The following is a 21,765-nucleotide window of genomic DNA, read 5'->3' as shown; positions in this document are numbered from 1 at the left end:
GAATATTTTTCTAGAACTAAACTCTAGAAAGGCCGTCGGCGGGTCCATACTGCGGCCATGGATGATGTGATGATGAAGCTCGTCTCCGCCGCCATCACCGGCGGCCTGGTCGCCCTGGTCGGATATGCGAGCGTCGCGCGCCGCCGCCGGCAGGTCGCCCGCGCCGAGGCCGTGCAGACCGCGGCCGAGGACCCCACCCAGGCCCTGCTGCGGTACGCCGAGGAAGCCGACCGCACCCGGGACGAACTGGCCGCCCAGGGCCGCCTGTCCGAGGCGCTCGGCCAGGCCCGCGAGGCCGTCGACCACTGGACCGCCCTCACCCAGGCCCGCGTCGGCCGGTTCCAGGGCGAACGGCAGTCCGCGCTGCGCCGCTTCGAGGAGCTGCGCAGCCGCACCGGGTCGGCCTGAGCGCGGAAGGACCCCCTCATGGCTCTCGCCCACTGGACCGGCCGCAGCCGGGACCCCCGCGTCGTCGCCGCCGACATCGCCCGCGTCCTCGCCGCCGAACTCGGCCTTCCCTGCCCACCGCCCACCCACGTCCTCGCGGGCGACAGCGAAGGCGTGCCGGCCGGGAGCCTGCTGCCGCCCCGCGAGCGGTTCAGTGGGATGCCGGCCCCGACCCACTGCTTCGTGTACGTGGACGCCCGGGCGCCCAGACCCTTCGAGCTGCGCGCCTCCGTCATGACCGGCCGGGCGATCCGGCGCAGCTTCGGCCTGGGCCTGCTCCAGTACGCGGTGCCGCTCGGCGTCCCCGTCCCGGGTCCCGTGGCCCTCGGCGAACGGCGGCGCGGGCACCCCTCCGACTTCCAGGGCGACCAGGAGACGGCGCGCCGGCTCGGCCTCGACCCCGGACTCCTTACCCTGGCGGACCGCGTGTCCGCCACGGTCGCGGGCCCGGACCCCACCCACCAGTGGAACGTGGACCGGCTCCTGACCGTCCAGCCCCGGCCGGACGGCGGGCTGCTCCTGGCCCGTACGCTCCACCGGCAGACCGCCGGAGGCTGGAGCCCCGGCGCGGAGGCGGTCCTCGCGCTCGCCGCCCGGATCGAGAGCGCGCTGGGCTAGGGCGTGCCCCGGCCCCCGGGCGGGGCCGGGCGGGGGCCCGGCCCCGCCCGCTTCGGCGCGGCGGCCTGCCCCGGCCTCGGGTGCGATCGCCGAAACCCGCCGTCCGACCTCTTGTCGGGGCGCCCTCAGCTCTCTAATGTGAACCTTCAAATTCCAGGGATGCCATGACCCTGGCTTCTTGAGGGACAAATTTTGAACGATCAAATTCATCGGCCGGCTCTGGGAGGCGGCCCTCCGGTCGGCTACCTCGACTACGCCCGGGTCGGTCCCCTCACCCCCGAGTCCGCCACCGCGTTCGCCGACGCCGTCACCCTGGCGGGCCGATGCGGGCCCGGCGACATCGACCGGCTCTTCGCCCTCAGCGACGCCGCCCGCGCCTCGGCGGCCCGACTCCTCGACGCCCGACCCCACGAGATCGCCCTCGCCCCGTCCACCAGCAACGGCCTCTTCACCGCGGCCGCCGCCCTGCGCGGACCCGGCACCGTCCTGGTGCCCCGGGACGAGTTCCCCGCCAACGTCTATCCGTGGCTCCGCTTCGCCGGCCGCGGCGGCCCCGACGTGCGGTTCGTCGACCCGGACGGGCAGCGGCACATCACGCCCGACCTCCTGCGCCGGCACCTCGGCCCCGACGTCACCGCACTCGCCGTCAGCGCCGTCGACTCCCTCACCGGACACCTGGCGCCGCTCGCCGCCCTCAAGGAGGTCCTCGGGCCGGACCGTCTCCTGATCGTCGACGCGATCCAGGGACTCGGCGCCGTCCCCCTCGACGCGGACGCCGCCGACATCCTCGTCGGCGGCGGCCAGAAGTGGCTGCGGGCCGGCTGGGGAGCAGCCCTGCTGCTGATCCGCGACCGGTGCGCCGAGCGGCTCGCCCCGGGGCTCGGCGGCTGGGCCGGCGTCACGGAGCCCTTCGCGGCCCGCCATCCGGCACCGGCGCTGCCCGGAGCGGCCGGACACCTCGCCACCAACCCGGACTTCCCGGCCGCCGCCGCCCTCGGCACGGCCGTGGACGCCCTCCTCGCCCAGGGAGGTCCCGCCGTCCTGGGTGCTCGTATCCGCGCCACCCTCGCCGAACTCCTCGACCGTGCGCGGCGAGCCGGCGCCGACGTCCTGCTGGACGGACTGGGAGAGCGGGAACGGGCCGGCATCGGCACCTTCCGCCTCCCCGGCCACGACCCCGCCGCCGTCCACCGCGCCCTCGAAGCGGCGGGCGTGACCACCACGCGCCGCGACGAGTGGATCCGGTTGTCGCCCCACGCCACCACGACGCCCGCCGCGGCGGAGCTGTTCGCCGACGCGCTGGACACGCTCACCCGGAGCACGAGCCGCATCGCCGTGCGCCGGGTTCCGGTGGGCGAGATCCACACCAGCGCCACCACAAGCACCAGCGCCCCCAGTACCCCCAACACCCTCAGCACCCCCAACCACCCCCGTAGCCAGGAGCCGACATGTCCCAGCACGCCCACTCCCTGAGCCGCCGCCGGATACTCCAGCTCGCGACCGCCTCCGCCGCCGGACTCGGCCTGACCGCCTGCGGCAGCGGCGGTTCGGGCGGTGGCGCCGGTGGGGCCGACGGAGACAGCGGGCCGATCACGGTCTGGAGCTGGACCACCGCCGCCGAGGCCCTGCGCGGCGTCGTCCCGTCCTTCGAGCGCGACAACCCCGGCATCAAGGTCGACGTCCAGGACCTCGGCAACCCCGCCATCTGGGACAAGATCACCGTCGGTCTCGCCTCGGGCGGCAAGGGCCTCGCCGACGTCCTGCACATCGGCGTCGACTACCTGCCCGGCTACATGGAGAAGTTCCCCCAGGGGCTCGCCGACCTGTCCAGGCTGGGGGCCGACCGGCACAAGGACGCCTTCGCCGACGGCCTGTGGCCGACCGTCGTGGGCAAGGACAGAGCCGTCCACGCCCTCCCCTGGGAGGTCAACCCGCTGGGACTGTTCTACCGGCACGACTACTTCGAGAAGGCCGGCGTCGACCCCGCGTCGATCACCAGCTGGGACGACCTGATCGCCGCGGGGCCGAAGATCCGCGCCGCGACCGGCGCCCGGCTGCTCGGGCTCGACAAGCCCGGCTCCAGTCAGGACGTGGACTTCTTCCAGAACCTGCTGCAGCTCCAGGGCGCCTTCTACTTCGACGCCGAAGGCAGGATCACGCTCGCCTCCAAGCCCGCTGTCGAAGCCCTCACGGTGATCAAGAGGCTCAACGACGCCGGTCTCGTCTCCGACATCGCCGGCGAAGGCACCTGGAAGCGGCTGGTCGGCCAGGGGAAGCTGGCCACCGCCCCCGACCCCGCCTGGGCCGTCGAGTACCTGGCCACCAAGTTCCCCGCGCAGAGCGGCAGGTGGCGGGTCATGCAGCCGCCCGCCGCCGTCCCCGGGGGAGGCCGCAGCGCCATCGTCAACTCCACCTACCTGGCCGTCTCCGCCACCAGCAAGCGCCGCAAGGCGGCCTGGCGGTTCATCGAGTACGCGCTCACCAAGCCGGCCGAGATCAACCGCATGTTCGCCTCGGGCGGCGTCTTCCCCGCCCTCAAGAAGGCGTACGACGACCCGAAGTTCAGCGCGCCGCACCCGTTCTACGGCGGTCAGCAGGTGCTGCGGTCCTTCGTCACCTCGCTCGGCCCGGGGGCGGCGGCCACCAACTTCACCGGCGACTACAGCCGGGCCCTGAAGTTCGCCGCCGACGCCCAGACCCAGGTCCTGCTCAAGGGAGCCGACCCGGCCGCCGTGCTCAAGGCCGCGGCCGATCAGCTCGCCCAGCAGACCGGCCGGAAGCAGGCGGCCTGACCATGTCCCTCGCCCCGTCCGAACGCCTCGGCGCCACGGGGGACGCCGCCGCCGACGGCCCCGCCGCCCGCCGCGTCCCGAAGCGCCGGCACTCCGGTACGAGCCCCGCCGGTCCCGCCCGCCCCTCCGGGCGGCGCCGGCTGCTGACCCGCGGCTCCATCCCGTACGTCCTGATCATGCCCGCCGTCCTGGGCTTCGCCGTCTTCAAGGCGTACCCGATCGCCGCCTCGTTCTGGCTCAGTCTCACGACGGGCAACGGCGACTCCCAGCACTTCGCCGGACTCGACAACTACCGGCGCCTCCTGGCGGACCCGCTCTTCTGGACGGCGCTCAGGAACACCGCGCTGATCCTCGTCGTCCAGGTCCCGTTGATGCTCGGCCTCGCCCTGCTCGTCGCGCTCGGCCTCAACCACTCCAAGGTGTGGCTGCGCCCGCTGTGGCGGCTCGGCGTCTTCATCCCGTCCCTGACGGGCCTGGTCGCCACCGGCGTGATGTTCTCCGTGATCCTCAACCGCGACGCCGGTCTGCTGAACTGGGTCCTCTCCCTGTTCGGCATCGACCCGGTCGACTGGCTCGGCAGTTCCTTCTGGGCCCGCATCGGCGTCGTCCTCGTCCTCACCTGGCACTACACCGGCTACAACGCGGTGATGTACCTCGCCGGGCTCCAGGGCATCCCCAAGGAGCTGTACGAGGCCGCGATGGTCGACGGCGCCGGACCGGTCCGCCGCTTCCTCTCCATCACCCTTCCCCAGCTGCGGCCGATCCTCCTGCTCACCGTCGTGCTCTCGACCATCGGCACCCTGCAGCTCTTCGACGAGCCGTACGTCCTCACCGGCGGCGGCCCCGACAACGCCACCCTGACGGTCACCATGTACCTCTACGACAACGGCTTCAAGTACTTCGACTTCGGCTACGCCTCGGCCCTCGCCTACGCCCTCGCGCTGATCGTGTCCGTACTCGGCGTCCTCCAGGTCCGCCTGATGGGAGAACGCCGATGAAGTCCCGCGCGCCTCTGCTCACCGTCCTGCTCGCGGGTGCCTTCGGGCTCTGCGTCGGCCCGTTCTACTGGCTCGCCATGGCCGCCACCCAGGACGACAGGGACGTGTTCTCCTGGCCGCCCAAGCTGCTGCCCGGCGGCCACCTCCTGGACAACCTCCAGGGCCTCCAGGACTCCATCGGCCTGACGCGCGTCCTGCTCAACAGCGTCATCGTGGCGGGTCTCCAGACCGTCGGCGCGGTCGTCGTGTCGGTGCTGGCCGGCTACGCCTTCGCGAAGTTCGACTTCCGGGGACGGAACCTGTTCTTCGTCCTGCTGCTCAGCACCCTGGTCATCCCCGACACGGTGATGCTGATCCCGATCTTCCAGATGATGATGGACCTGGGACTGATCGACTCGTACCAGTCCGTCATCCTGCCCGGCCTCGTCACGCCGTTCGGCATCTTCCTCATGCGGCAGGCACTGCGCTCCATGCCCGACGAACTCCTCGACGCGGCCCGCGTCGACGGGGCGGGCGAGCTGCGGGTGCTGTGGCGGATCGTCATTCCGGTCAACCGGCCGGTCATCGCGGCGCTCGCGCTGTTCGTCTTCCTGGGCGGCTGGAACCAGTTCGTCTGGCCGCTGATCGCGCTGCGCAGCCCCGAGATGCAGACCCTGCCGGTCGCCACCGCCACCCTGCAGGGCCTCTCGACCACCAACTACGCGCAGGTCCTGCTCGCCGGCGCCCTCGCCGCCATCCCCGTGATGGCCCTCTTCCTCGTCCTGCAGCGCCAGTTCATCTCCGGCCTGCTGGCCGGCGCGACCAAGGAGTGACCACCGTGACCACCACCCCGGGCGCCGCCCCCCGCGGCACCGCCACGCCGGACGGCACCGCCACGCCGGACGGCACCGGCACGCCGGACCCCACCGCGCCGGACCCCACCGCGCCGGACCCCACCGCGCCGGACCCCACCGCGCCGGACCCCACCGCGCCGGACCCCACCGCGCCGGGCGCCGAGCCGACGGACCCCACCGCGCCCCGGCCCGTGCCGGCCTGGCGGCCGAACACCCCGACGGAGGGCGCCTCCGGCGCCGCCCGCCCCGCCGTCCACCGCAACCTCGCCACCGACCTGCTCCACTCCACCGGGGCCCCGCTCACCGTCCACCTCACCGGGCTCGGCGGCGACGGCTGGCAGGCGGCCGTCAGCCCGGTCGCCGACGGTGTGGCGCTCGTCGAGGTCACGGCGACGGAAGCGGTCACCGTCCGCGCCGAATGGCGTGTCCCCTGCGTCGGAGCCGTGGCCTACTGGACCCCCGACACCAACGCCACCCGCTGGCTCCCGCCCTCGTGGAGCGCTCCGCGCACCGTCTCGCTCGCCCTGGGCGCCCCCGTCGCCAGCCTGGTCGGCACCGGCGACCGTGCCCTGTGCACCGCCGCGGCGGGCGAGACGACCGCGCCCGTACGGGTCGGCGCGGGCGTGGTGGAGGAGAGCGGCGAGTTCGCGTTCACCGTCGAGCAGGAACTCACCCCGGACGGGCCCCCGTTGCGCGTGCGGATCGACCTCAGCGGCCGGCACTTCGCCGCGACCCTGCGGGCCGTCACCGACTGGTGGGCGGCCGAGGGCCCCGACCACCCCGGTGTCGCGCCCGCCGCGCGGATGCCCGCCTACTCCACCTGGTACAGCCTCCACCAGAACGTCGACACCGGCACCGTCGAGCGCCAGGCGGCCCTGGCGGCGGCCGTCGGCTGCGACAGCATCATCGTCGACGACGGCTGGCAGACCGCCGACCGTACCCGTGGCTACGGGCACTGCGGCGACTGGGACATGAACCCGACGGCCTTCCCCGACCCCGCCGCCCACGTCGCCGAGGTGCAGCGCCTGGGCCTCGCCTACCTCCTCTGGTACGCGGTCCCGTTCATCGGGCGCCACAACGAGGCCTGGGACCGCTTCAAGGGGATGATCCTCCGCGAGACGCCCCGCCTGGACGCGGCCGTGCTCGACCCCCGGCATCCCGAGGTCCGCGGCTACCTGATCGACAAGATCGCCCGCGCCGTCGAGGAGTGGGGCATGGACGGCGTGAAGCTGGACTTCCTCGACCTCTTCGCCGTCGCCGAACCCCCGCCCGCCCCGGCGGGCGCCGACCACGACACCGTCCACGAGGGCGTACGCCGACTCGTCGCCGACCTCGACGCCCGGCTGCGCCGCGCCCGGCCCGACGTGATCGTCGAGCACCGCCAGCCGTACGTGGGCCCCGGCCTCTGGCCGTACGCCACCATGGTCCGGGCCACCGACTGCCCGCTCAGCCCCGCCGAGAACCGCCAGCGGACCGTCGACTGCCGGCTCGTCGCGGGTCCGCTCGCCGTCCACGCCGACATGATCATGTGGCACTCCGCGGAGACCCCCGAGGCGGTGGCGGTCCACCTCGTCAACGCGCTCTTCTCGGTCCCGCAGATCTCCGTCGACCTCGGCGCCCAGACCCCGGACCAGCTCGCCACCCTGCGCTTCTGGCTCGGCGTCTTCCGGCGCTACGCCGACGTCCTGCAGCGGGGCGTCCTGGAACCCGCCCGCCCCGACCTCGGCTACCCCCTCGTCCGCGCCCACGACCCCCGCACCACCGTGGTCGCACGCTACGCGCCGCTGCCGGTGGCGCTCCCGGAGCGGGGCGCGGGGGAGGCTCCGTGGACGCTGCTCGTCGCCAACGCCGACAGCGACCCCGTGGTGCTGCTCACCGCGGCCCGGCCGGAACGGGCCCTCGCCCTCGTCCAGGACTGCCGTGGTGAGATCCTGTCCGAGACCGCGCTCGACCTCGTCGCCGGGGTGAACCCGGTGACCGTGCCGACCGGCGGGCTGCTCACCCTGAGCCGCGAGGACTGAACGACGGTGGTCCGGGGCGGCGCCCGGCGCCGCCCCGGACCACCGGCCACCCTGCCCCCACAGAGGAACGATGACCGCTCAACAGGTGACCATCGAGGACGTCGCCCGCACGGCGGGCGTCTCCCGCCAGACCGTCTCGAACGCCCTCAACGCCCCCCACCGGCTGCGCGCGACCACGCTCGCCCGGGTCACCGCCGCCATCGAGGAACTCGGCTACCAGCCCGACCAGTCCGCCCGCAGCCTGCGCACCGGCACCCGCAAGGTCATCGGCTATCCCGCGCCCGCCGACAACCCGGCCGACCCCAACCCGCTGATGGGCGGTTTCCTCCAGGCCCTCGTCAGCGCGGCGGACGCCGTCGGGCACCGCGTCCTGCTGTTCCGCTGCGACCCCCAGCAGGGTGCCGGCGCCGTCGCCAAGTCCTTCAACGGGCTGATCGCCGCCCGTCAGGTCGACGGGTTCGTGCTCTCCGACGTCGTCCACGACGACCCCCGGGTCGACGTGCTCGCCGAGGCCGGATTCCCGTTCGTCGCCTTCGGCCGTACGGCTCCCGGTCGCCCGCAGAACTGGGTGGACATCGACTCCGCCGCCGCCACGGCGGACCTCGTGGGGCTGCTCCTCGGCCAGGGCCACCGCAGGATCTGCTACGTGAACTCCGCCGCGTCCCTGCCCTGGCTGGCCGACCGCCGGGCCGGCCTGCTCCAGGCCGCGGCCGCCGCGCCCGACGGAGCCTTCGAGGTCGGCGTCCCCGACGACGACCCGGCCGCCCTCTCCCAGGCGCTCCAGCGCCTGCTGGTCGGCCCCGACCGTCCCACCGCCCTCGTCTGCGCGAGCGACTGGCTGGCCCTGCCCGCCTACCAGGCCATCCGCGCCGCAGGCCTCGCCGTCGGCACCGACGTCGCCGTCACCGGCTTCAACGACATGCCCCTGTGCACCCTGCTCCAGCCCACCCTCACCAGTGTCCGCCTGCCCCTGCCCGCCATCGCGCAGGCCCTCCTCGACCGCCTGATCAGTGCCGTCGAGGACCGCGACGCGACCGCGACGCAGGGGCTGCTGCTCCCGGCGGAACGCGTGGTGCGCGGCAGCACGCCGAGCCGGTAACCGACGGGCTCCGTGCGGCGCGCTACCCGAGTGCCGCGCGGGCGCGGTTGAGGTAGTCCCGGAAGGCCGTGCGCTCGCGGGCGGCGAAGCCCTTCAGCATCTCGTCCTCCAACTCCTGGACGGCCGGGGCGTGGAGGGCCAGCAGGGCGCGCCCGGCGTCGGTGAGGCCGATGACGTGGCGGCGGCGGCTCACCGGGTCGGGGGAGCGGGTGATGAGGCCGCGCCGCTCCAGCGCGCCGACCAGGTCGGACATGGACTGGGGCGTGACGAAGGAGTTGCGGGCGAGCTCGGCCGCGGACATGCCGTCCCGGCGTTCGAGCACGGTCAGCGCCGTGTACTGCAGGGCGGTGACGCCCGAGGGCTTGAGCAGGTCGTCGAGGCGGGCGCGGGTGGCCAGCTCGACCTGCTTCACGGAGTACAGCAGCGACGGCGGAGCGACGTCCTTCACTCACCCTCCCCAACATTAGGAATCCTGTCGAATCCCCATCATCAGGAATCCTGTCGAAAATTCTAGCCCACCCCCCTTGCTCGGCGGCGGCTCGGCCTTCGATACTCAGGATTCCTGATGATTGAGGAGCCTTCCCTTGAGCACGCTTTCCATTGACCGGCGCGACGGAGTGGCGGTCCTGACGCTCTGCCGCCCGGCCAAGCGCAACGCCCTCGACGACGCCACGGTGCTGCGCATCGAGGAGTTCTTCCGCAAGCCCGGCCCCGACGTGCGGGCCGTCGTCCTGGACGCCGAGGGCGACCACTTCTCGGCCGGACTCGACCTCGGCGAGCTCACCGAGCGGTCCACCGAGGAGGCCCTGGAACACTCGCTCATGTGGCACCGCGTCTTCGACACCATCGAAGGCGGCCGGGTCCCCGTGGTCGCCGCCCTGAAGGGCGCGGTCATCGGCGGCGGCCTGGAGCTGGCGGCCGCCGCGCACCTCCGGGTGGCCGACCCTTCCACCTTCTACGCCCTTCCGGAAGGACAGCGCGGCCTCTTCGTCGGCGGCGGCGGCTCCGTCCGCGTCCCGCGCCTGATCGGCGCGCACCGGATGGCGGACATGATGCTCACCGGCCGCGTCCTCGACGCCGCCGAGGGCCAGGCCGCCGGTCTCTCGCAGTACCTGACCGGCCAGGGCGGGGCACGCGCCAAGGCCCTGGAACTCGCCGAGCGCATCGCGGGCAACGCGCCGCTGACCAACTTCGCCGTCCTCCAGGCGCTCCCCAGGATCGCCGAGGCCTCGCCGGCCGGTGGCCTGCTGCTCGAATCCCTCATGTCGGCCGTCGCGGCCGGCAGCACCGACGCCCAGGAACGGATGCGGGCGTTCCTGGACGGCCGCGCCGCGAAGGTGGCCGCCGCGCAGGCCGCCCCCGGAAAGGCCGCCCGATGAACGAGATCCTCAGCACCCCCGGCGCCACGGTCAGGGACGACTCGGAGATCGGACGCTACCTCCGCTGGCTGGAGGCCGAGCGACGGCTGAGCTTCCCGGACTACGCGAGCCTGTGGGAGTGGTCCGTCACCGATCTGGCCGGCTTCTGGTCGTCGGTCTGGGAGTTCTTCGACGTCCGCCCGCACACCCCTCCCACGGCCCCCCTCGGCCGCAAGGCCATGCCGGACACCGAGTGGTTCCCCGGCGCGACCCTCAACTACGCCGAGCACGCCCTCGGCCGCGACGAGGACCTCGACGCCGTCGCGGTCGTCGCCCACTCCCAGACCCGGGCGCCGGTCGAGCTGACCTTCGGCGAACTCCGCGACCAGGTCGCGCGGGCCCGTGCCGGACTCCTGCGCCTCGGCGTCGGCAAGGGCGACCGGGTCGTCGCGTACCTGCCGAACATCCCCGAGACCCTGGTGGCCTTCCTCGCCACCGCGAGCATCGGCGCCGTCTGGGCGTCCTGCGCACCGGAGTTCGGCTCCCGCAGCGTGGTCGACCGGTTCGCCCAGCTCGAACCGAAGGTGCTGCTGACCGTCGCCGGCTACCGCTACGGGGAGCGGGACATCGACCGCCGTACCGAGGTCGCGGAGATCGCCGCGAAGCTCCCCAGCGTGGAGCGGATCGTCCACGTCCCGTACGGGGAGAACACCCTGCCCGACGCGCTGGGCTGGACGGACCTGCTCGCGACACCGGCGGGGTCGGCGGACCGGCCGGAACCCGCCTTCGAGGCCGTGCCGTTCGACCACCCGCTGTTCGTGCTGTTCTCCTCCGGGACCACCGGCATCCCCAAGGCGATCGTGCACCGGCACGGCGGGATCCTGGTGGAGCACCTGAAGAACAACGCGCTCAGCTGGGACCTGAAGCCGGGGGACCGGATGCTCTGGTTCAGCACGACCGCGTGGATGCTGTGGAACACCCTCGTCTCCGCGCTGCTCGTCCGCGCGTCCCTCGTCATGATCGACGGCAACCCGGTCCACCCGGACCTGCGGGAGCAATGGCGGATCGCGGCGGAGACCGGGGCGACGCTGATGGGCGTGAGCCCCGGCTACCTGATGGCCTGCCGCAAGGCGGGGATCAGGCCCGCCGAGGAGTTCGACCTGTCGCGGCTGCGGCAGCTCGGCGCGGCGGGCAGCCCGCTCGCCGCCGACGGATTCCGCTGGGTGGCCGAGCAGTTCGGGGACCGGGTGCTGCTCAACGTCGGCTGTGGAGGCACCGACGTGTGCACCGGCATCCTCCAGGGCAGCCCGCTCCAGACCGTGCGCGCCGGTGAGATCTCCGGCCCCTGCCTGGGCGTGGCCGCCTACGCGTACGACAGCGAGGGCGAGCGGGTGGTCGGCGAGCTGGGCGAGCTGGTGATCACCGAGCCGATGCCGTCCATGCCCGTCGGCTTCTGGGGCGACACCGACGGCTCGCGCTACCGGGCCGCGTACTTCGAGGAGTATCCCGGCGTGTGGCGGCACGGCGACTGGGTGCGCTTCGCGCCCGAGGGCCACTGCGTCGTCGCCGGCCGCTCCGACGCCACCCTCAACCGCGGCGGGGTCCGGCTCGGCACCGCCGAGTTCTACGCGGTCGTCGAGGACCTGCCCGAGATCGACGACAGCCTCGTCGTCCACATCGAGGACCCCGAGGGCGGCAACGGGGAACTGCTGCTCTTCGTCACCGGACCCGAGGAGCTGGACGACGCCCTCCGGACGCGCATCGCCCGCACGCTGCGCTCGGCGCTGTCGCCGCGGCACGTCCCGGACGTCATCGAGCGGGTGCCCGCCATCCCGCGCAACCGGACCGGCAAGAAGCTGGAGGTGCCGGTCAAACGCATCCTCCTCGGTGCCCGGCCCGACTCCGTCGCCAGCACCGACGTCCTCGCCGACCCGCACGCGCTGGGCCCCTTCGTCGCGTTCGCGGCGGGACGAGCGTCCGGGCCGGCGGCCGACGGAGGATCCGCCGACCGATCGGCCGAGCCGGGACACGCCGCCGACGCGGGGTCCGCCGACCGGGCCCCCGGCACCACGCCCGGCGGGAGGAGCGCGTCATGAAGGTCGCCGTCGTAGGGACCGGGGTCATCGGCGCCTCCTGGACGACCCTCTTCCTGGAGTACGGGCACGAGGTCGTCGCGACCGACCCCGCACCCGGCGCGGAGGCGCGGCTCCGTGCGGCGGTCACCGCCCCGCAGGAGCGCCTGTCCTTCACCCCGGACCTGGCCGAGGCCGTCGCGGACGCCGGCTTCGTCCAGGAGAACGGCCCCGAGCGCCCCGAGCTCAAGGACGAGGTCTTCGCCGTCCTCGACTCGGCCGCCCCGCCCGGCACCGTCCTGGCGAGCAGCTCCTCCGGCCTGCTGCCGTCGCGGATCCAGCAGGCCTGCGCGGCTCACCCCGAACGGGTCCTCGTCGGCCACCCGTTCAACCCGCCCCACCTCATCCCGCTGGTCGAGGTCGTCCCGGGCGAGCGGACCGCCGAGGGCGCCGTCGAAGAGGCCATGGCCTTCTACCGCACCCTCGGACGCCACCCCATCCGACTCCGCCAGGAGCTCCCCGGCCACGTCGCGAACCGGCTCCAGGCGGCGCTGTGGCGCGAGGCGTACTCCCTGGTCGAGCGGGGAGCGGCGAGTGTCGCCGACATCGACGCGGCCATCGCCCACGGCCCGGGACTGCGCTGGGCGCTGCTCGGCCCGTTCCTCAACCAGCACCTGTCGGGCGGCCCCGGCGGCATCGCCCACGTCCTGGAGCACCTCGGCCCGCCCATGGAGGAGTGGTGGGCCGACCTCGGCGCACCGCGCCTCACGCCCGAACTGACCCGCGCGATCACCGAGGGCGTGGCCGACGAGCTGGCCGGCACGCCGGAGGCCGACCTGATCGCCGCGCGGGACACCCTCCTGAACCTCCTCCTCGACGCCAAGAAGAGAACCGACCACCTGTGAGCACGCCGATGAACCCCGCCGACCTGACCGCGATCGACTTCCACGTCCACGTGGAGCAGGACGCCCACGGCCACCTCGCGCTCGACGCCGAGCTGATGGACGCCTCGGCCGCCTACTTCAAGGCGGGCCAGGACCGCACCCCGACCGTCGAGGCGATCGCCGCCCACTACCGCGAGCGCCGGATGGCCGCCGTGGTCTTCACGGTGGACGCCACCACGGGCCTGGGCCACCCGGCCCTGTCCAGCGAGGAGATCGCGGAAGCCGCGGCCGCCCACCCGGACGTCCTCATCCCGTTCGGCTCGGTGGACCCGCACCGACCGGACGCCGTCGCCCGTGCCCGCGCGCTCGTCCGGGACCACGGCGTGCGCGGCTTCAAGTTCCACCCGAGCCTCCAGGCGTTCGCACCGAACGCCCCCGAGCACTACCCCCTGTACGAGGCCCTTCAGGAGCTGGGCGTCCCCGCCCTGTTCCACACCGGGCAGACCGGCATCGGCGCGGGCCTGCCCGGGGGACGGGGCATCAAGCTGCGCTACTCCGACCCGATGCTCCTGGACGACGTCGCCGCCGACTTCCCCGGCCTGACGATCGTCCTCGCCCACCCGTCGGTGCCCTGGCAGGACGAGGCGATCTCCATCGCCACGCACAAGGCCAACGTGTACATCGACCTGTCGGGCTGGTCCCCGAAGTACTTCCCGCCGCAGCTCGTCAAGGCGGCCGGCTCCTTCCTCCGCCACAAGGTCCTCTTCGGCTCGGACTTCCCGGTCATCACCCCCGACCGCTGGCTCGCCGACTTCGACACCCTCGCCATCAAGCCGGAGGCCCGCCCCCTGATCCTCAAGGAGAACGCCCTCCGCGTCCTGGGCCTGTGACCCGCGCACGGAGCGCGCGGGGCATCCCGTGCGCTCCGTGTCCGCGCCGAGCCCGTGTCCCTGCCCTCGGGCCGGCCTGGGCCGTCCGACCAGCGACTACGTCGCCGTCACCGTGGGCTGGTGCACCAGGCGCATCCGGTGGCGCAAGGCCGCCAGCTCCCGCCCGTCACCGTCGGTGAAACGGCAGGTGACCTCGTACAGACCGCAGTGCGCCCGGCCGACCGGCAGCCGCTCCGGGGGCAGCCGCACCTCGTAGGGGCCGCCGGTCCGGAAGCCGCCCAGCACGGTCCGCACGGTCGGGAGCTCCGTCCCGTCCAGGGTCCGGGTCTCCTCGAAGGTCAGCCCGTCGACCTCCCGGCCCAGCCGGAACGTGATCCCGATGTTGATGACCGCGCCTTCCGGCAGCAGCAGGGGAGCAGTGCCCGTACCTCCGGACGGGACCACTCCGAGGCGTCCCAGCTCCTCCGTGTACACGGAGAGGTCCACCAGTTCGAAACCGTCCATCGCAGTTCACCGCCTCGTGCCGCGCCACGTGCGAGACATCGGTCGTGTTCCCCGTGATCGTGCTCCTGTTCCACCGGCCACCGACGCCGACGGCGTGGTGGACGGGCTGGCCCGCCTGACCGTGGGGGCCTGACGGGCCGGAAGGGCGGGGCGCACGGGCCGACGGCTCAGCGCGGACCCGTCACCAGCGGTACCAGCGCCGATCGGAGCCGCGGAACAGGAACCCCAGCAGCCACAGCACCAACACGGCGATCGCGATGTACCACAGCACGTGCAGGGCAAAGCCGCCGCCGAAGAGCAGCAGGAGCACCAGCAGAACGAGTAGGAGTGGAATCATGACAGCCTCCTCGGCGTCGAACCGGCCCCGCCGCCAGGGCGCTCACGGAGCGCGTGTCGATCACGCGGGCATCGGCCCCACGCGGCGGGAACCACGGTCGCCAGCGCGGCTACCCCCGGCCGGGGCCGCTAACCGTCCGGGCGTGACCGCTGTGGTGTGTGCGGGCGCGAGAGACGGGTACCCGCGCGGGATGAACACGATGAGGATGATCAGACCGCCCGGGGTCTACCGCCCGCAGGGCGACACGGCCCTGCTCCTGGAGAGCCTGGCCCGCGAACCCCTCGGCCCCGGCGCACGCACGCTGGACCTGTGCACCGGCACGGGCGTCCTGGCCGTCGCCGCGGCCCGTCGGGGAGCCGAGGCGACCGCGTCCGACATCTCTCTCCCGGCCGTCGCGGCGGCCCGGTCCAACGCGCGGCTGCACGGCTGCCGGGTGCGCGTCCTGCACGGAGACCTGGCGGCGCCGCTCGCCGGTGAGCGCTTCGACCTCGTCACCGTCAATCCGCCCTACGTCCCCGCCCGGACGCCGACCGCACCCGTACGAGGACGCCGCCGCGCCTGGGACGCGGGCCACGACGGACGCCTGCTGCTGGACCGGATCTGCCGGATCGCCCCCGAACTCCTGGCCCGCGACGGCGTGCTCCTCCTGGTGCAGTCCTCCCTCAGCGGGATCGCCGCCAGCCTCACCGCGCTGTACGCACAAGGGCTGCGCGCCCACGTCTCGGCACGGCGCGTCCAGCGCTTCGGCCCCGTCATGGCGGCGCGGGCCGGCTGGCTCGAACGCGGCGGCCTGGTCGAGCCGGGGACCCGCGCCGAGGAACTGGTCGTGATCCGGGCCGTCAGCGAGGCCGCCGTCCGCCCGTCGCCGCCCGCGCCCGATCAGGTGTGGGGCGCGCCTTCGGGAGAGTCCGGCAGCGGCCCGGGGTAGGGACCGGGGCGCTCGAACGGTTCCGGCGGAGGCTCCGGTGCCTCGCCCACGCTGTCGGCCGGACGCAGCCGCCCGCGCCAGCCGCTCTCGGTGCCGCCGCCCTCCTCGACGTACTCCTTGAAGCGCTGCAGGTCGCCTCGGACGCGCTCCTCCAGGAAGCCGAGGGCGTCACCGGCCTTCTCGACGATCCCCTGCGGCGCCACCTCCATGGCCAGGCTGACCCGTGTGTGCTCCTCGTCGAGGCGCTGGAAGGTGACGACACCCTTCTGCCTGACCCCGTCGCCGACGGTGCGCCAGGCGATGCGCTCGTCCGGAAGCTGGTCGACGATCTCGGTGTCGAACTCCCGGGTCACGCCGGCCACCCGCGTGCGCCAGTGGCAGAGGCGGTCGTCGAGCTGGCGTACCTCCTCGACGCCGTCCATGAACCGCGGAAAGTCCTCGAAGCGGGTCCACTGCCCGTACACGGCGCGCAGCGGGGCGGTCACCCGGATCGTCTCCTGCACCATGCTCATGGTCTCCTCCTCCGGCCGTGTTCCGCACCCGGCGCACGTGCGACCAGGGGCGGAATCCTCTCTGGGCCCGTGCGACTACCCGGTCCGACCACGCGCACGCGCCTCAGGGAGGCATAACCCGTCCGGTCCGGGGCAGCCGCCAGGGCGTCGCCCCACGGAGCGGAGGAACATCGTGCATCAGGCGGAGGAGCGGTACACGGAGAAGCCGGACGAGGGGATGCCGGACGAGGGGATGCCGGACGAGGGGATGCCGGACGGGGAGAGGCAGCGGGCAGCGGCGCGGATCACCCCGCTGGCCGAGGGACCGCTGCTGGTCGAAGGCCCCGTGGAGATCGTCCTGCCCGACGGAACGATCCGCCGCAGCGATCGTCCGGTGGTCGCGCTGTGCCGATGCCGGCGCAGTCTCCGGGAGCCGTTCTGCGACACGAGCCACCGCCACCGTTCACGGCGGGCCTCGACGCGGACGGAGGGGTCCCGGTGACCGCCGACCCCGAGCGGACGGGACCCGCGCTGCCACCGGCGCGCGGGGAACTGTCCTCGGCCGTGGTGACCCGGCTGCGCGGCCGCCCCGGATCCCTGCCGGGGTCGGACGCCGTCGCCGCCGCCGACCCGTACGGCGAGGACGTGCAGCTGGCGCTCCACCTCGGCTACGAACTGCACTACCGGGGTTTCGAGGACGTCCCGGACGACGCCGAGTGGGACGTGGACCTGCTGCGGCTGCGAGCCCAGCTGGAAGCGCGTTTCGAGGAGGCGCTGCGCGCCGAGTGCGGTCCTGTCCCGCCCCTCTCGGAGGTCTTCGACGCCCTGCTGACGGAACCCGTCGACGGCACGGGCGTCTCCCACTACCTGATCCGGCACGGGACCCTGGAGCGGCTGCGGGAGCACGCGGTCCTGCGGTCGGTGCACCAACTGCGCGAGGCCGACCCGCACCTGTGGGTGCTGCCCAGGCTCCAGGGCCGCGCCAAGGCCGGGATGATGACGGTGCAGTACGACGAGTACGGCTGCGGCCGCGCGGAACGCGTGCACGCCAGGCTGTACGCGGAGCTCCTCCGCGACCTCGGCCTGAACCCCGCCTACGGCCACTACCTGCCCTCGGTGGGTGCGGCCGCCCTGGCCCCCGCCAACCTGATGTCGCTGTTCGGGCTCCGCCGGTCCCACCGGGGCGCCCTGGTGGGCCACTTCGCCGCCCTGGAGATCACCTCGTCCCCGGCGGCGTCGCGCATGGCGGCCGCCCTGCGCCGCGCCGGCGCCCGAGGAGCCGCGGCGCTCTTCTACGACGAACACGTCGAGGCCGACGCGGTCCACGAACAGCTCGTCCGCCGCGAGGTGGTGGCCCCCCTCCTGGCCGAGGAGCCCCACCTCGCCGACGACGTCGCCTTCGGAGCGGAGGCCACCACGCTCCTGGAGGACCGTTTCGCGGCCGAGGTCACGCGCGCCTGGGACGCCGACGCCACCGCCCTGCGCGCACCGCTGGACCCGGCCCGCCCGGGGGACCGCCGCACCCGGCCCGGCGTGGCCGTCAGGGCCTGACGGACGTCTCGTGCGCGGCCCGCGCCGCCGGGTGCGTCCGCGCGAGGGAACAGACGCCGTCCTCGCACCGGCGTTGCAGACGCCCCCGGGAGATGGTCTGGGCCAGGCCGACGGCCCAGCAGGTCGGGCAGCCGCGGAAGGCGATCAGGGCCAGCGGGGCCGCGAGCAGGGTGACCGGTCCGGCGACGGGCACCGCGGCGATCGAGCCGATGATCAGCCCGAATCCGATGGCGCCCCGTGCCAGGTGGCGGGGGACGGACGTGCTGGCGAAGTTCATCGCGGGCGCCGGGGGCGGTGCGGTGGCACCCGCCTCGGCGGCGTGCGGGGGCTGCGCGGTCTTCACAGCGGGTCTCCTTCGGCTGGTGGGGCGGTGATCCGGTCGGTGGCGAGGCCGGTGTCCGGGCCGGGGGCCTCCAGGGCGTCACGCAGAGCCGCACGTGCCCTGTGCAGCCGCGACTTCATCGCGGCCGTGCTCAGGCCGAGCGCGTCGGCGACGGTCCTGCCGGGCAGGCCCTGGACGTCCCGCATGATCAGGACCTGCCGCTGGTCGCGGGGCAGCGCGCTGACGGCGGCCGCGATCCGCTCGGCCTCCAGCCTGCGCAGTACCGCGTCCTCGGCGGACGGCTCCGCGTCCGCGTCCGGCTTGGCCCCCGGCTGGTCCGGCTGTTCGGCGCGCCTCGTCGCCACGAGCGAACGGACCTGCCGGAGGCATTCGTTGCGCACGATCCGGAACATCCACGAGGCGAGCGCACCGCTCGCCCGCAGGGTGCCGATCTTCCGGTAGAGGATGATGAGGGCCTCCTGCGCCGCGTCCTCGGCGTCCTGCGGGGAGGCGCACAGCGACAGGGCGAACCTGCGCACATGGGGCTGCGACCGCATGACGACGGTGGTCAGCGACGGGACGTCGCCGTCCTGGGCGGCTCTGATCAGCCGCTCGTCGGGCCAGCTGAAGCGATGGTTCATGGGCGGGCTACTCGCAATCACAAGACGTTCCGTGCGGTGGGCGCCGGTCAGCCGCGGCTCTTGTAGCGCCGCAGCAGGTGCCAGCTGCACGCGCCCACGAGCAGGGCAGCGAGCGCTACGAGACCGATGACCATCATGGTGTCCTCCTGGTTCCGCCGGCCCCTTGCGGCCGGTGCACCCACAAGAGGCGGCGGGGACGGAAAAGGATTCACGGCGGCGCGCAGGGGCCGTTCGGCTCCGCGGGTGGGGCCTCTGACGGACCGCCCGGTGATCGTCTACTCCCAGGTCGGCATCCGCGGCCACACCGCCGCCCGGCAGCCGGCCCGGCTCGGCCACCGGGTCGGCAACCTCGACGGCGGATACCTCACCCGGCGCGCCGCCCGCGCCGCCCGATGAGGTCCGGTGCCCGTGTTCAGCCGCGTACGTGCAGCCCGAAACCCGTACGGCCCGCGGGCTCCAGACCCTCCTTCAGGTGCAGCGAGGGGATCTCGTAGTCACCGAAGTTCTGCCGCCGGAACGCGATCGGCTCGGTCGACTCCAGGGTGAGCAGGCGCTCCTCCCACGCCTTGGCGACCTCCGGGAACTCCTCGACGCCCATCCGGTCGACGCCGTGCAGCACGAACGGGGGCAGCACCTCGACGCCCGGGTAGTAGAGGACGCCGTGCTGCATCGGGAACAGCAGATCGTCGATGGGGCCGTTGATCCCGCGAGCGGAGTAGTGCGACTCCGGCCCGCCGACGGTCACCGACAGCAGGGCCCGCCTGCCCGCGAGGGTGCCCTCGCGGGAATCGCTCGCCGTACTTGGTGTCGCTGTGCTCGCCGACGCCGTACGCGAAGCGGTAGGTGAACACCCGGTCCACCCAGCCCTTGAGGATCGCGGGCATCGAGTACCACCACAGCGGGAACTGGAAGATGATCGTGTCGGCCCACAGCAGCTTCTCCTGCTCGGCGCGGACGTCCGCGGTGAGCGCCCCTGCCTCGAAGGCCCGGCCCGAGTCCAGGGCCACCCTCAGCGGACTCGAAGCGTGGGAGCCGTAGTCCTCGGCGTCCACGACCGCCTTCCACTGCATCGCGTACAGATCACTCACCCGCACCTCGTGCCCGGCGGCCTCCAGCGTGGACACCGCGAGGTCCTTCAGCGAGCTGTTGAGCGACCTCGGCTCCGGGTGGGCGTGGACGATCAGCGTCTTCATGGGAACTCCTTCGCATCGGATGCCCCGATCCTGGCCGTCGCGGCGCCCGGTGTTCAGGGGCTCCTCTTCCGTAGGACGGGACTTCCTGGTACCGGCAGGGCCACCCTCGCCGGCGCGGGCGAAGCCATACTGGAGCGATGGACGATCTGGCAGGCTTCCTGCGCACCCGTCGCGCCCGAGTGGACCCGGCGTCCGTCGGCATCCCCACCGACTCCCGCCGCCGGGTCGCGGGCCTGCGCCGCGAAGAGGTCGCGCACCTGTCAGGGGTCAGCGTCGACTACTACGTGCGCCTCGAACAGGGCCGCGCGACCCAGCCCTCCGGGCAGGTCCTCGACGCCCTCGCCCGTGTCCTCGGCCTCGACGAGACCGAGCGCGGTCACCTCGACCGGCTCGCCCGGCAGCCCCGCCGCCCCGCCAGGACGCCGGGCGAGCGGATCCGGCCGGAGCTCCTGCGCGTCCTCGACCTGGTCGCCGGCGCACCGGCGCTGATCATGAACCACCGCCTGGACGTCCTCGCCGGGAACCGCCTCGCCGGACTCCTCTTCGGCCGCCCGCTGCCGGGCCTCAACATCGCCCGGCACCTCTTCCTGGAGGAGGCCGAACACGGCCTCTACGCGGACTGGGACACCTGCACCCTCGACGTGGTCGGCCACCTGCGCCTGGCCGCCGGGACGTACCCCGACGACCCCCGGCTCGCCTCCCTCATCGGTGAACTGTCCATGGGCAGCGAACGCTTCCGCCGTCTGTGGGCCCGCGCCGACGTGCGCGCCCGCGCCCACGGGCGCAAGGCGTACCGGCACCCGCTCGTCGGACTCCTGGAACTCCACCAGGAGAACTTCGCCCTCCCGGACGCGTCCGGCACGGAACTCCTGGTGCTGTCCGCGGCCCCCGGCACCCCCGCCGAGGACGGACTGCGCCTGCTCGGGAGTCTGGGCACGGCCGAGGCCGACCCGCATCCCCGACGGGGCGCGCAGGCGAGCGAGTCGGCCGACCCGCGGTAGGGCCTGCCCCACCCCGCCCCAGGGGGCTCGTCGGCGTGCCCGGGCTCCTCGGCGGATGATCAGCTGTCCGCACGGGATTCACGGAGCGGAAGGTGGACAGGGTGAGGGTCCGGATCGGGTGCGCGGCTTGGATCGTGGGCGTGGTGCAGTTCTTCGTCGTCCACGTGATGACGGAGTCGGCTTGGGCGAGACCGTTCAGCTGGGCGCGGAACAACATCAGCGACTTGGGGAACGCCCACTGCGCCCTGCAGTCGGAGCCCGAGCCGCGCTACGTGTGTTCTCCGGAGCACGGTCTGATGAACGGTTCGTTCGTCGCCCTGGGGGTGCTGCTCGTCGTCGGCGCGGTCCTGACCGGAGGTGCCCTGTGGCGCCGTGGCCGGACCGCTGCCGTGGCCCGCCTGCTGCTCGCCGGCGCCGGGGCGGGATTCGTGCTGGTCGGGCTCGCTCCCGCGGACGTCGACGAGAACCTGCACGTCCTGGGAGCCCTGCTCATCATGGCGACGGGCAACATCGGTCTGATCCTGGCGGGTTCCGCCCTGGCGGAACGCACGCCGGCCCCCCTGCGGTGGGGCACCGGCCTGCTGGGAGCCGCGGCCGTCACGGCCCTCGGGCTGTTCCTCTCCCACCACTACCTCGGTCTCGGCATGGGAGGCATGGAACGGGTCGCCGCCTTCCCGGTCCTGCTCTGGGCGCTGGCCGCCGGCGTCCGCGGCCTCGTCCCCCGGACGGCTCCCGCGCACGCGGCACCCCCGAGGGAGCGTCTCGGTCACGCCGGTTGAGAGCGC

24 protein-coding genes and 1 pseudogene are annotated in these 21,765 nt (G+C 73.6%); 18 read left to right on the top strand and 7 right to left on the bottom strand.

Going from position 1 to position 21,765, the window contains the following annotated elements:
• Positions 1-57: 57 nt before the first annotated feature.
• From OG309_RS02240 to OG309_RS02205, 8 genes are all read left to right on the top strand, one after another.
• Positions 58-408 carry a hypothetical protein gene (locus OG309_RS02240; protein WP_329417837.1) on the top strand — a complete coding sequence of 117 codons (351 nt, stop codon included), beginning with the start codon at positions 58-60 and terminating at the stop codon, positions 406-408.
• A gap of 18 nt (positions 409-426) precedes the next feature.
• A complete protein-coding gene (locus tag OG309_RS02235) occupies positions 427-1,065 on the top strand; it encodes a hypothetical protein (protein ID WP_329417835.1) in 639 nt (212 codons plus the stop codon).
• Positions 1,066-1,257: 192 nt separating this feature from the next.
• A complete protein-coding gene (locus tag OG309_RS02230; protein WP_329417833.1) occupies positions 1,258-2,538 on the top strand; it encodes an aminotransferase class V-fold PLP-dependent enzyme in 1,281 nt (426 codons plus the stop codon).
• Positions 2,514-3,857: an ABC transporter substrate-binding protein gene (locus OG309_RS02225; protein ID WP_329417830.1), complete on the top strand. Its 1,344-nt coding sequence runs from the start codon at positions 2,514-2,516 to the stop codon at positions 3,855-3,857. Before OG309_RS02230 ends, OG309_RS02225 begins: the two co-directional genes overlap by 25 nt.
• 2 nt (positions 3,858-3,859) lie before the next feature.
• Positions 3,860-4,855 (top strand): carbohydrate ABC transporter permease, encoded by a 996-nt coding sequence (locus tag OG309_RS02220; protein WP_329417828.1) that lies wholly within the window; start codon positions 3,860-3,862, stop codon positions 4,853-4,855.
• Positions 4,852-5,667, top strand: a complete 816-nt coding sequence (locus tag OG309_RS02215; RefSeq protein ID WP_329417826.1) for a carbohydrate ABC transporter permease — start codon at positions 4,852-4,854, stop codon at positions 5,665-5,667. The genes OG309_RS02220 and OG309_RS02215 overlap by 4 nt, the downstream gene beginning before the upstream one ends.
• 5 nt (positions 5,668-5,672) lie before the next feature.
• Entirely contained in the window at positions 5,673-7,709 is a 2,037-nt protein-coding gene (locus OG309_RS02210) for a glycoside hydrolase family 36 protein (protein ID WP_329417824.1), read from the top strand.
• 70 nt (positions 7,710-7,779) lie between these two features.
• Complete coding sequence (locus tag OG309_RS02205; RefSeq protein ID WP_329417821.1) at positions 7,780-8,808, top strand: LacI family DNA-binding transcriptional regulator; 1,029 nt, start codon at positions 7,780-7,782, stop codon at positions 8,806-8,808.
• Between the two features lie 22 nt (positions 8,809-8,830).
• Here the strand turns inward: OG309_RS02205 and OG309_RS02200 are convergent, their stop codons facing one another.
• On the bottom strand, positions 8,831-9,256 hold the full coding sequence (locus OG309_RS02200) for a MarR family winged helix-turn-helix transcriptional regulator (RefSeq protein ID WP_329417819.1): 426 nt from the start codon (positions 9,254-9,256) through the stop codon (positions 8,831-8,833).
• A 136-nt stretch (positions 9,257-9,392) separates the two neighbouring features.
• Here OG309_RS02200 and OG309_RS02195 point away from each other — a divergent pair, with 136 nt between their 5' ends.
• The 4 genes from OG309_RS02195 to OG309_RS02180 are packed head-to-tail and all read left to right on the top strand — an operon-like array spanning position 9,393 to position 14,012.
• Entirely contained in the window at positions 9,393-10,187 is a 795-nt protein-coding gene (locus tag OG309_RS02195) for a crotonase/enoyl-CoA hydratase family protein (protein ID WP_329417816.1), read from the top strand.
• Entirely contained in the window at positions 10,184-12,262 is a 2,079-nt protein-coding gene (locus tag OG309_RS02190; protein WP_329417813.1) for an acetoacetate--CoA ligase, read from the top strand. Before OG309_RS02195 ends, OG309_RS02190 begins: the two co-directional genes overlap by 4 nt.
• On the top strand, positions 12,259-13,143 hold the full coding sequence (locus OG309_RS02185) for a 3-hydroxyacyl-CoA dehydrogenase NAD-binding domain-containing protein (protein ID WP_329417811.1): 885 nt from the start codon (positions 12,259-12,261) through the stop codon (positions 13,141-13,143). Before OG309_RS02190 ends, OG309_RS02185 begins: the two co-directional genes overlap by 4 nt.
• Positions 13,144-13,151: 8 nt before the next feature.
• A complete protein-coding gene (locus tag OG309_RS02180) occupies positions 13,152-14,012 on the top strand; it encodes an amidohydrolase family protein (protein ID WP_329428084.1) in 861 nt (286 codons plus the stop codon).
• 96 nt (positions 14,013-14,108) lie between these two features.
• On the opposite strand, the gene OG309_RS02175 is transcribed toward OG309_RS02180, so the two are convergent.
• Both OG309_RS02175 and OG309_RS02170 read right to left on the bottom strand, forming a co-directional pair.
• Entirely contained in the window at positions 14,109-14,516 is a 408-nt protein-coding gene (locus OG309_RS02175) for a hypothetical protein (RefSeq protein WP_329417808.1), read from the bottom strand.
• A 181-nt stretch (positions 14,517-14,697) separates the two neighbouring features.
• The gene (locus OG309_RS02170) at positions 14,698-14,853 is read right to left on the bottom strand and encodes a hydrophobic protein (RefSeq protein WP_329417805.1); all 156 of its coding nucleotides are present in this window, start codon (positions 14,851-14,853) and stop codon (positions 14,698-14,700) included.
• Positions 14,854-15,052: 199 nt separating this feature from the next.
• Here OG309_RS02170 and OG309_RS02165 point away from each other — a divergent pair, with 199 nt between their 5' ends.
• Positions 15,053-15,781 carry a HemK2/MTQ2 family protein methyltransferase gene (locus OG309_RS02165; protein WP_329417802.1) on the top strand — a complete coding sequence of 243 codons (729 nt, stop codon included), beginning with the start codon at positions 15,053-15,055 and terminating at the stop codon, positions 15,779-15,781.
• On the opposite strand, the gene OG309_RS02160 is transcribed toward OG309_RS02165, so the two are convergent.
• Positions 15,733-16,293 (bottom strand): SRPBCC family protein, encoded by a 561-nt coding sequence (locus tag OG309_RS02160; protein WP_329417799.1) that lies wholly within the window; start codon positions 16,291-16,293, stop codon positions 15,733-15,735. The two genes, OG309_RS02165 and OG309_RS02160, sit on opposite strands and share 49 nt — an antisense overlap.
• 172 nt (positions 16,294-16,465) lie before the next feature.
• Between OG309_RS02160 and OG309_RS02155 the strand changes: the two genes are divergently transcribed.
• Positions 16,466-16,774 carry a CDGSH iron-sulfur domain-containing protein gene (locus tag OG309_RS02155; RefSeq protein WP_443067531.1) on the top strand — a complete coding sequence of 103 codons (309 nt, stop codon included), beginning with the start codon at positions 16,466-16,468 and terminating at the stop codon, positions 16,772-16,774.
• A complete protein-coding gene (locus tag OG309_RS02150) occupies positions 16,771-17,823 on the top strand; it encodes an iron-containing redox enzyme family protein (protein ID WP_329417796.1) in 1,053 nt (350 codons plus the stop codon). The genes OG309_RS02155 and OG309_RS02150 overlap by 4 nt, the downstream gene beginning before the upstream one ends.
• Here the strand turns inward: OG309_RS02150 and OG309_RS02145 are convergent.
• The gene (locus tag OG309_RS02145) at positions 17,813-18,100 is read right to left on the bottom strand and encodes a hypothetical protein (RefSeq protein ID WP_329428081.1); all 288 of its coding nucleotides are present in this window, start codon (positions 18,098-18,100) and stop codon (positions 17,813-17,815) included. The genes OG309_RS02150 and OG309_RS02145 overlap by 11 nt on opposite strands.
• A gap of 62 nt (positions 18,101-18,162) precedes the next feature.
• Positions 18,163-18,786, bottom strand: coding sequence for an RNA polymerase sigma factor (locus tag OG309_RS02140; RefSeq protein ID WP_329417794.1), 624 nt, complete (start codon positions 18,784-18,786; stop codon positions 18,163-18,165).
• A gap of 243 nt (positions 18,787-19,029) precedes the next feature.
• On the opposite strand from OG309_RS02140, the gene OG309_RS02135 reads away from it, so the two are divergent.
• Positions 19,030-19,182 (top strand): rhodanese-like domain-containing protein, encoded by a 153-nt coding sequence (locus tag OG309_RS02135; protein WP_329417792.1) that lies wholly within the window; start codon positions 19,030-19,032, stop codon positions 19,180-19,182.
• 16 nt (positions 19,183-19,198) lie between these two features.
• On the opposite strand, the pseudogene OG309_RS02130 reads toward OG309_RS02135, so the two are convergent.
• Positions 19,199-19,979, bottom strand: a pseudogene (locus OG309_RS02130) (NAD(P)H-dependent oxidoreductase).
• A gap of 137 nt (positions 19,980-20,116) precedes the next feature.
• On the opposite strand from OG309_RS02130, the gene OG309_RS02125 reads away from it, so the two are divergent.
• Positions 20,117-20,980: a helix-turn-helix transcriptional regulator gene (locus OG309_RS02125; RefSeq protein WP_329417790.1), complete on the top strand. Its 864-nt coding sequence runs from the start codon at positions 20,117-20,119 to the stop codon at positions 20,978-20,980.
• Positions 20,981-21,120: 140 nt separating this feature from the next.
• Complete coding sequence (locus tag OG309_RS02120) at positions 21,121-21,759, top strand: DUF998 domain-containing protein (protein ID WP_329417787.1); 639 nt, start codon at positions 21,121-21,123, stop codon at positions 21,757-21,759.
• The last annotated feature ends 6 nt before the right edge of the window (positions 21,760-21,765 follow it).

This window comes from Streptomyces sp. NBC_01268 (genome assembly GCF_036240795.1).
Classification (GTDB): domain Bacteria; phylum Actinomycetota; class Actinomycetes; order Streptomycetales; family Streptomycetaceae; genus Streptomyces.
This window is presented reverse-complemented; position numbering and strand designations above follow the sequence as displayed.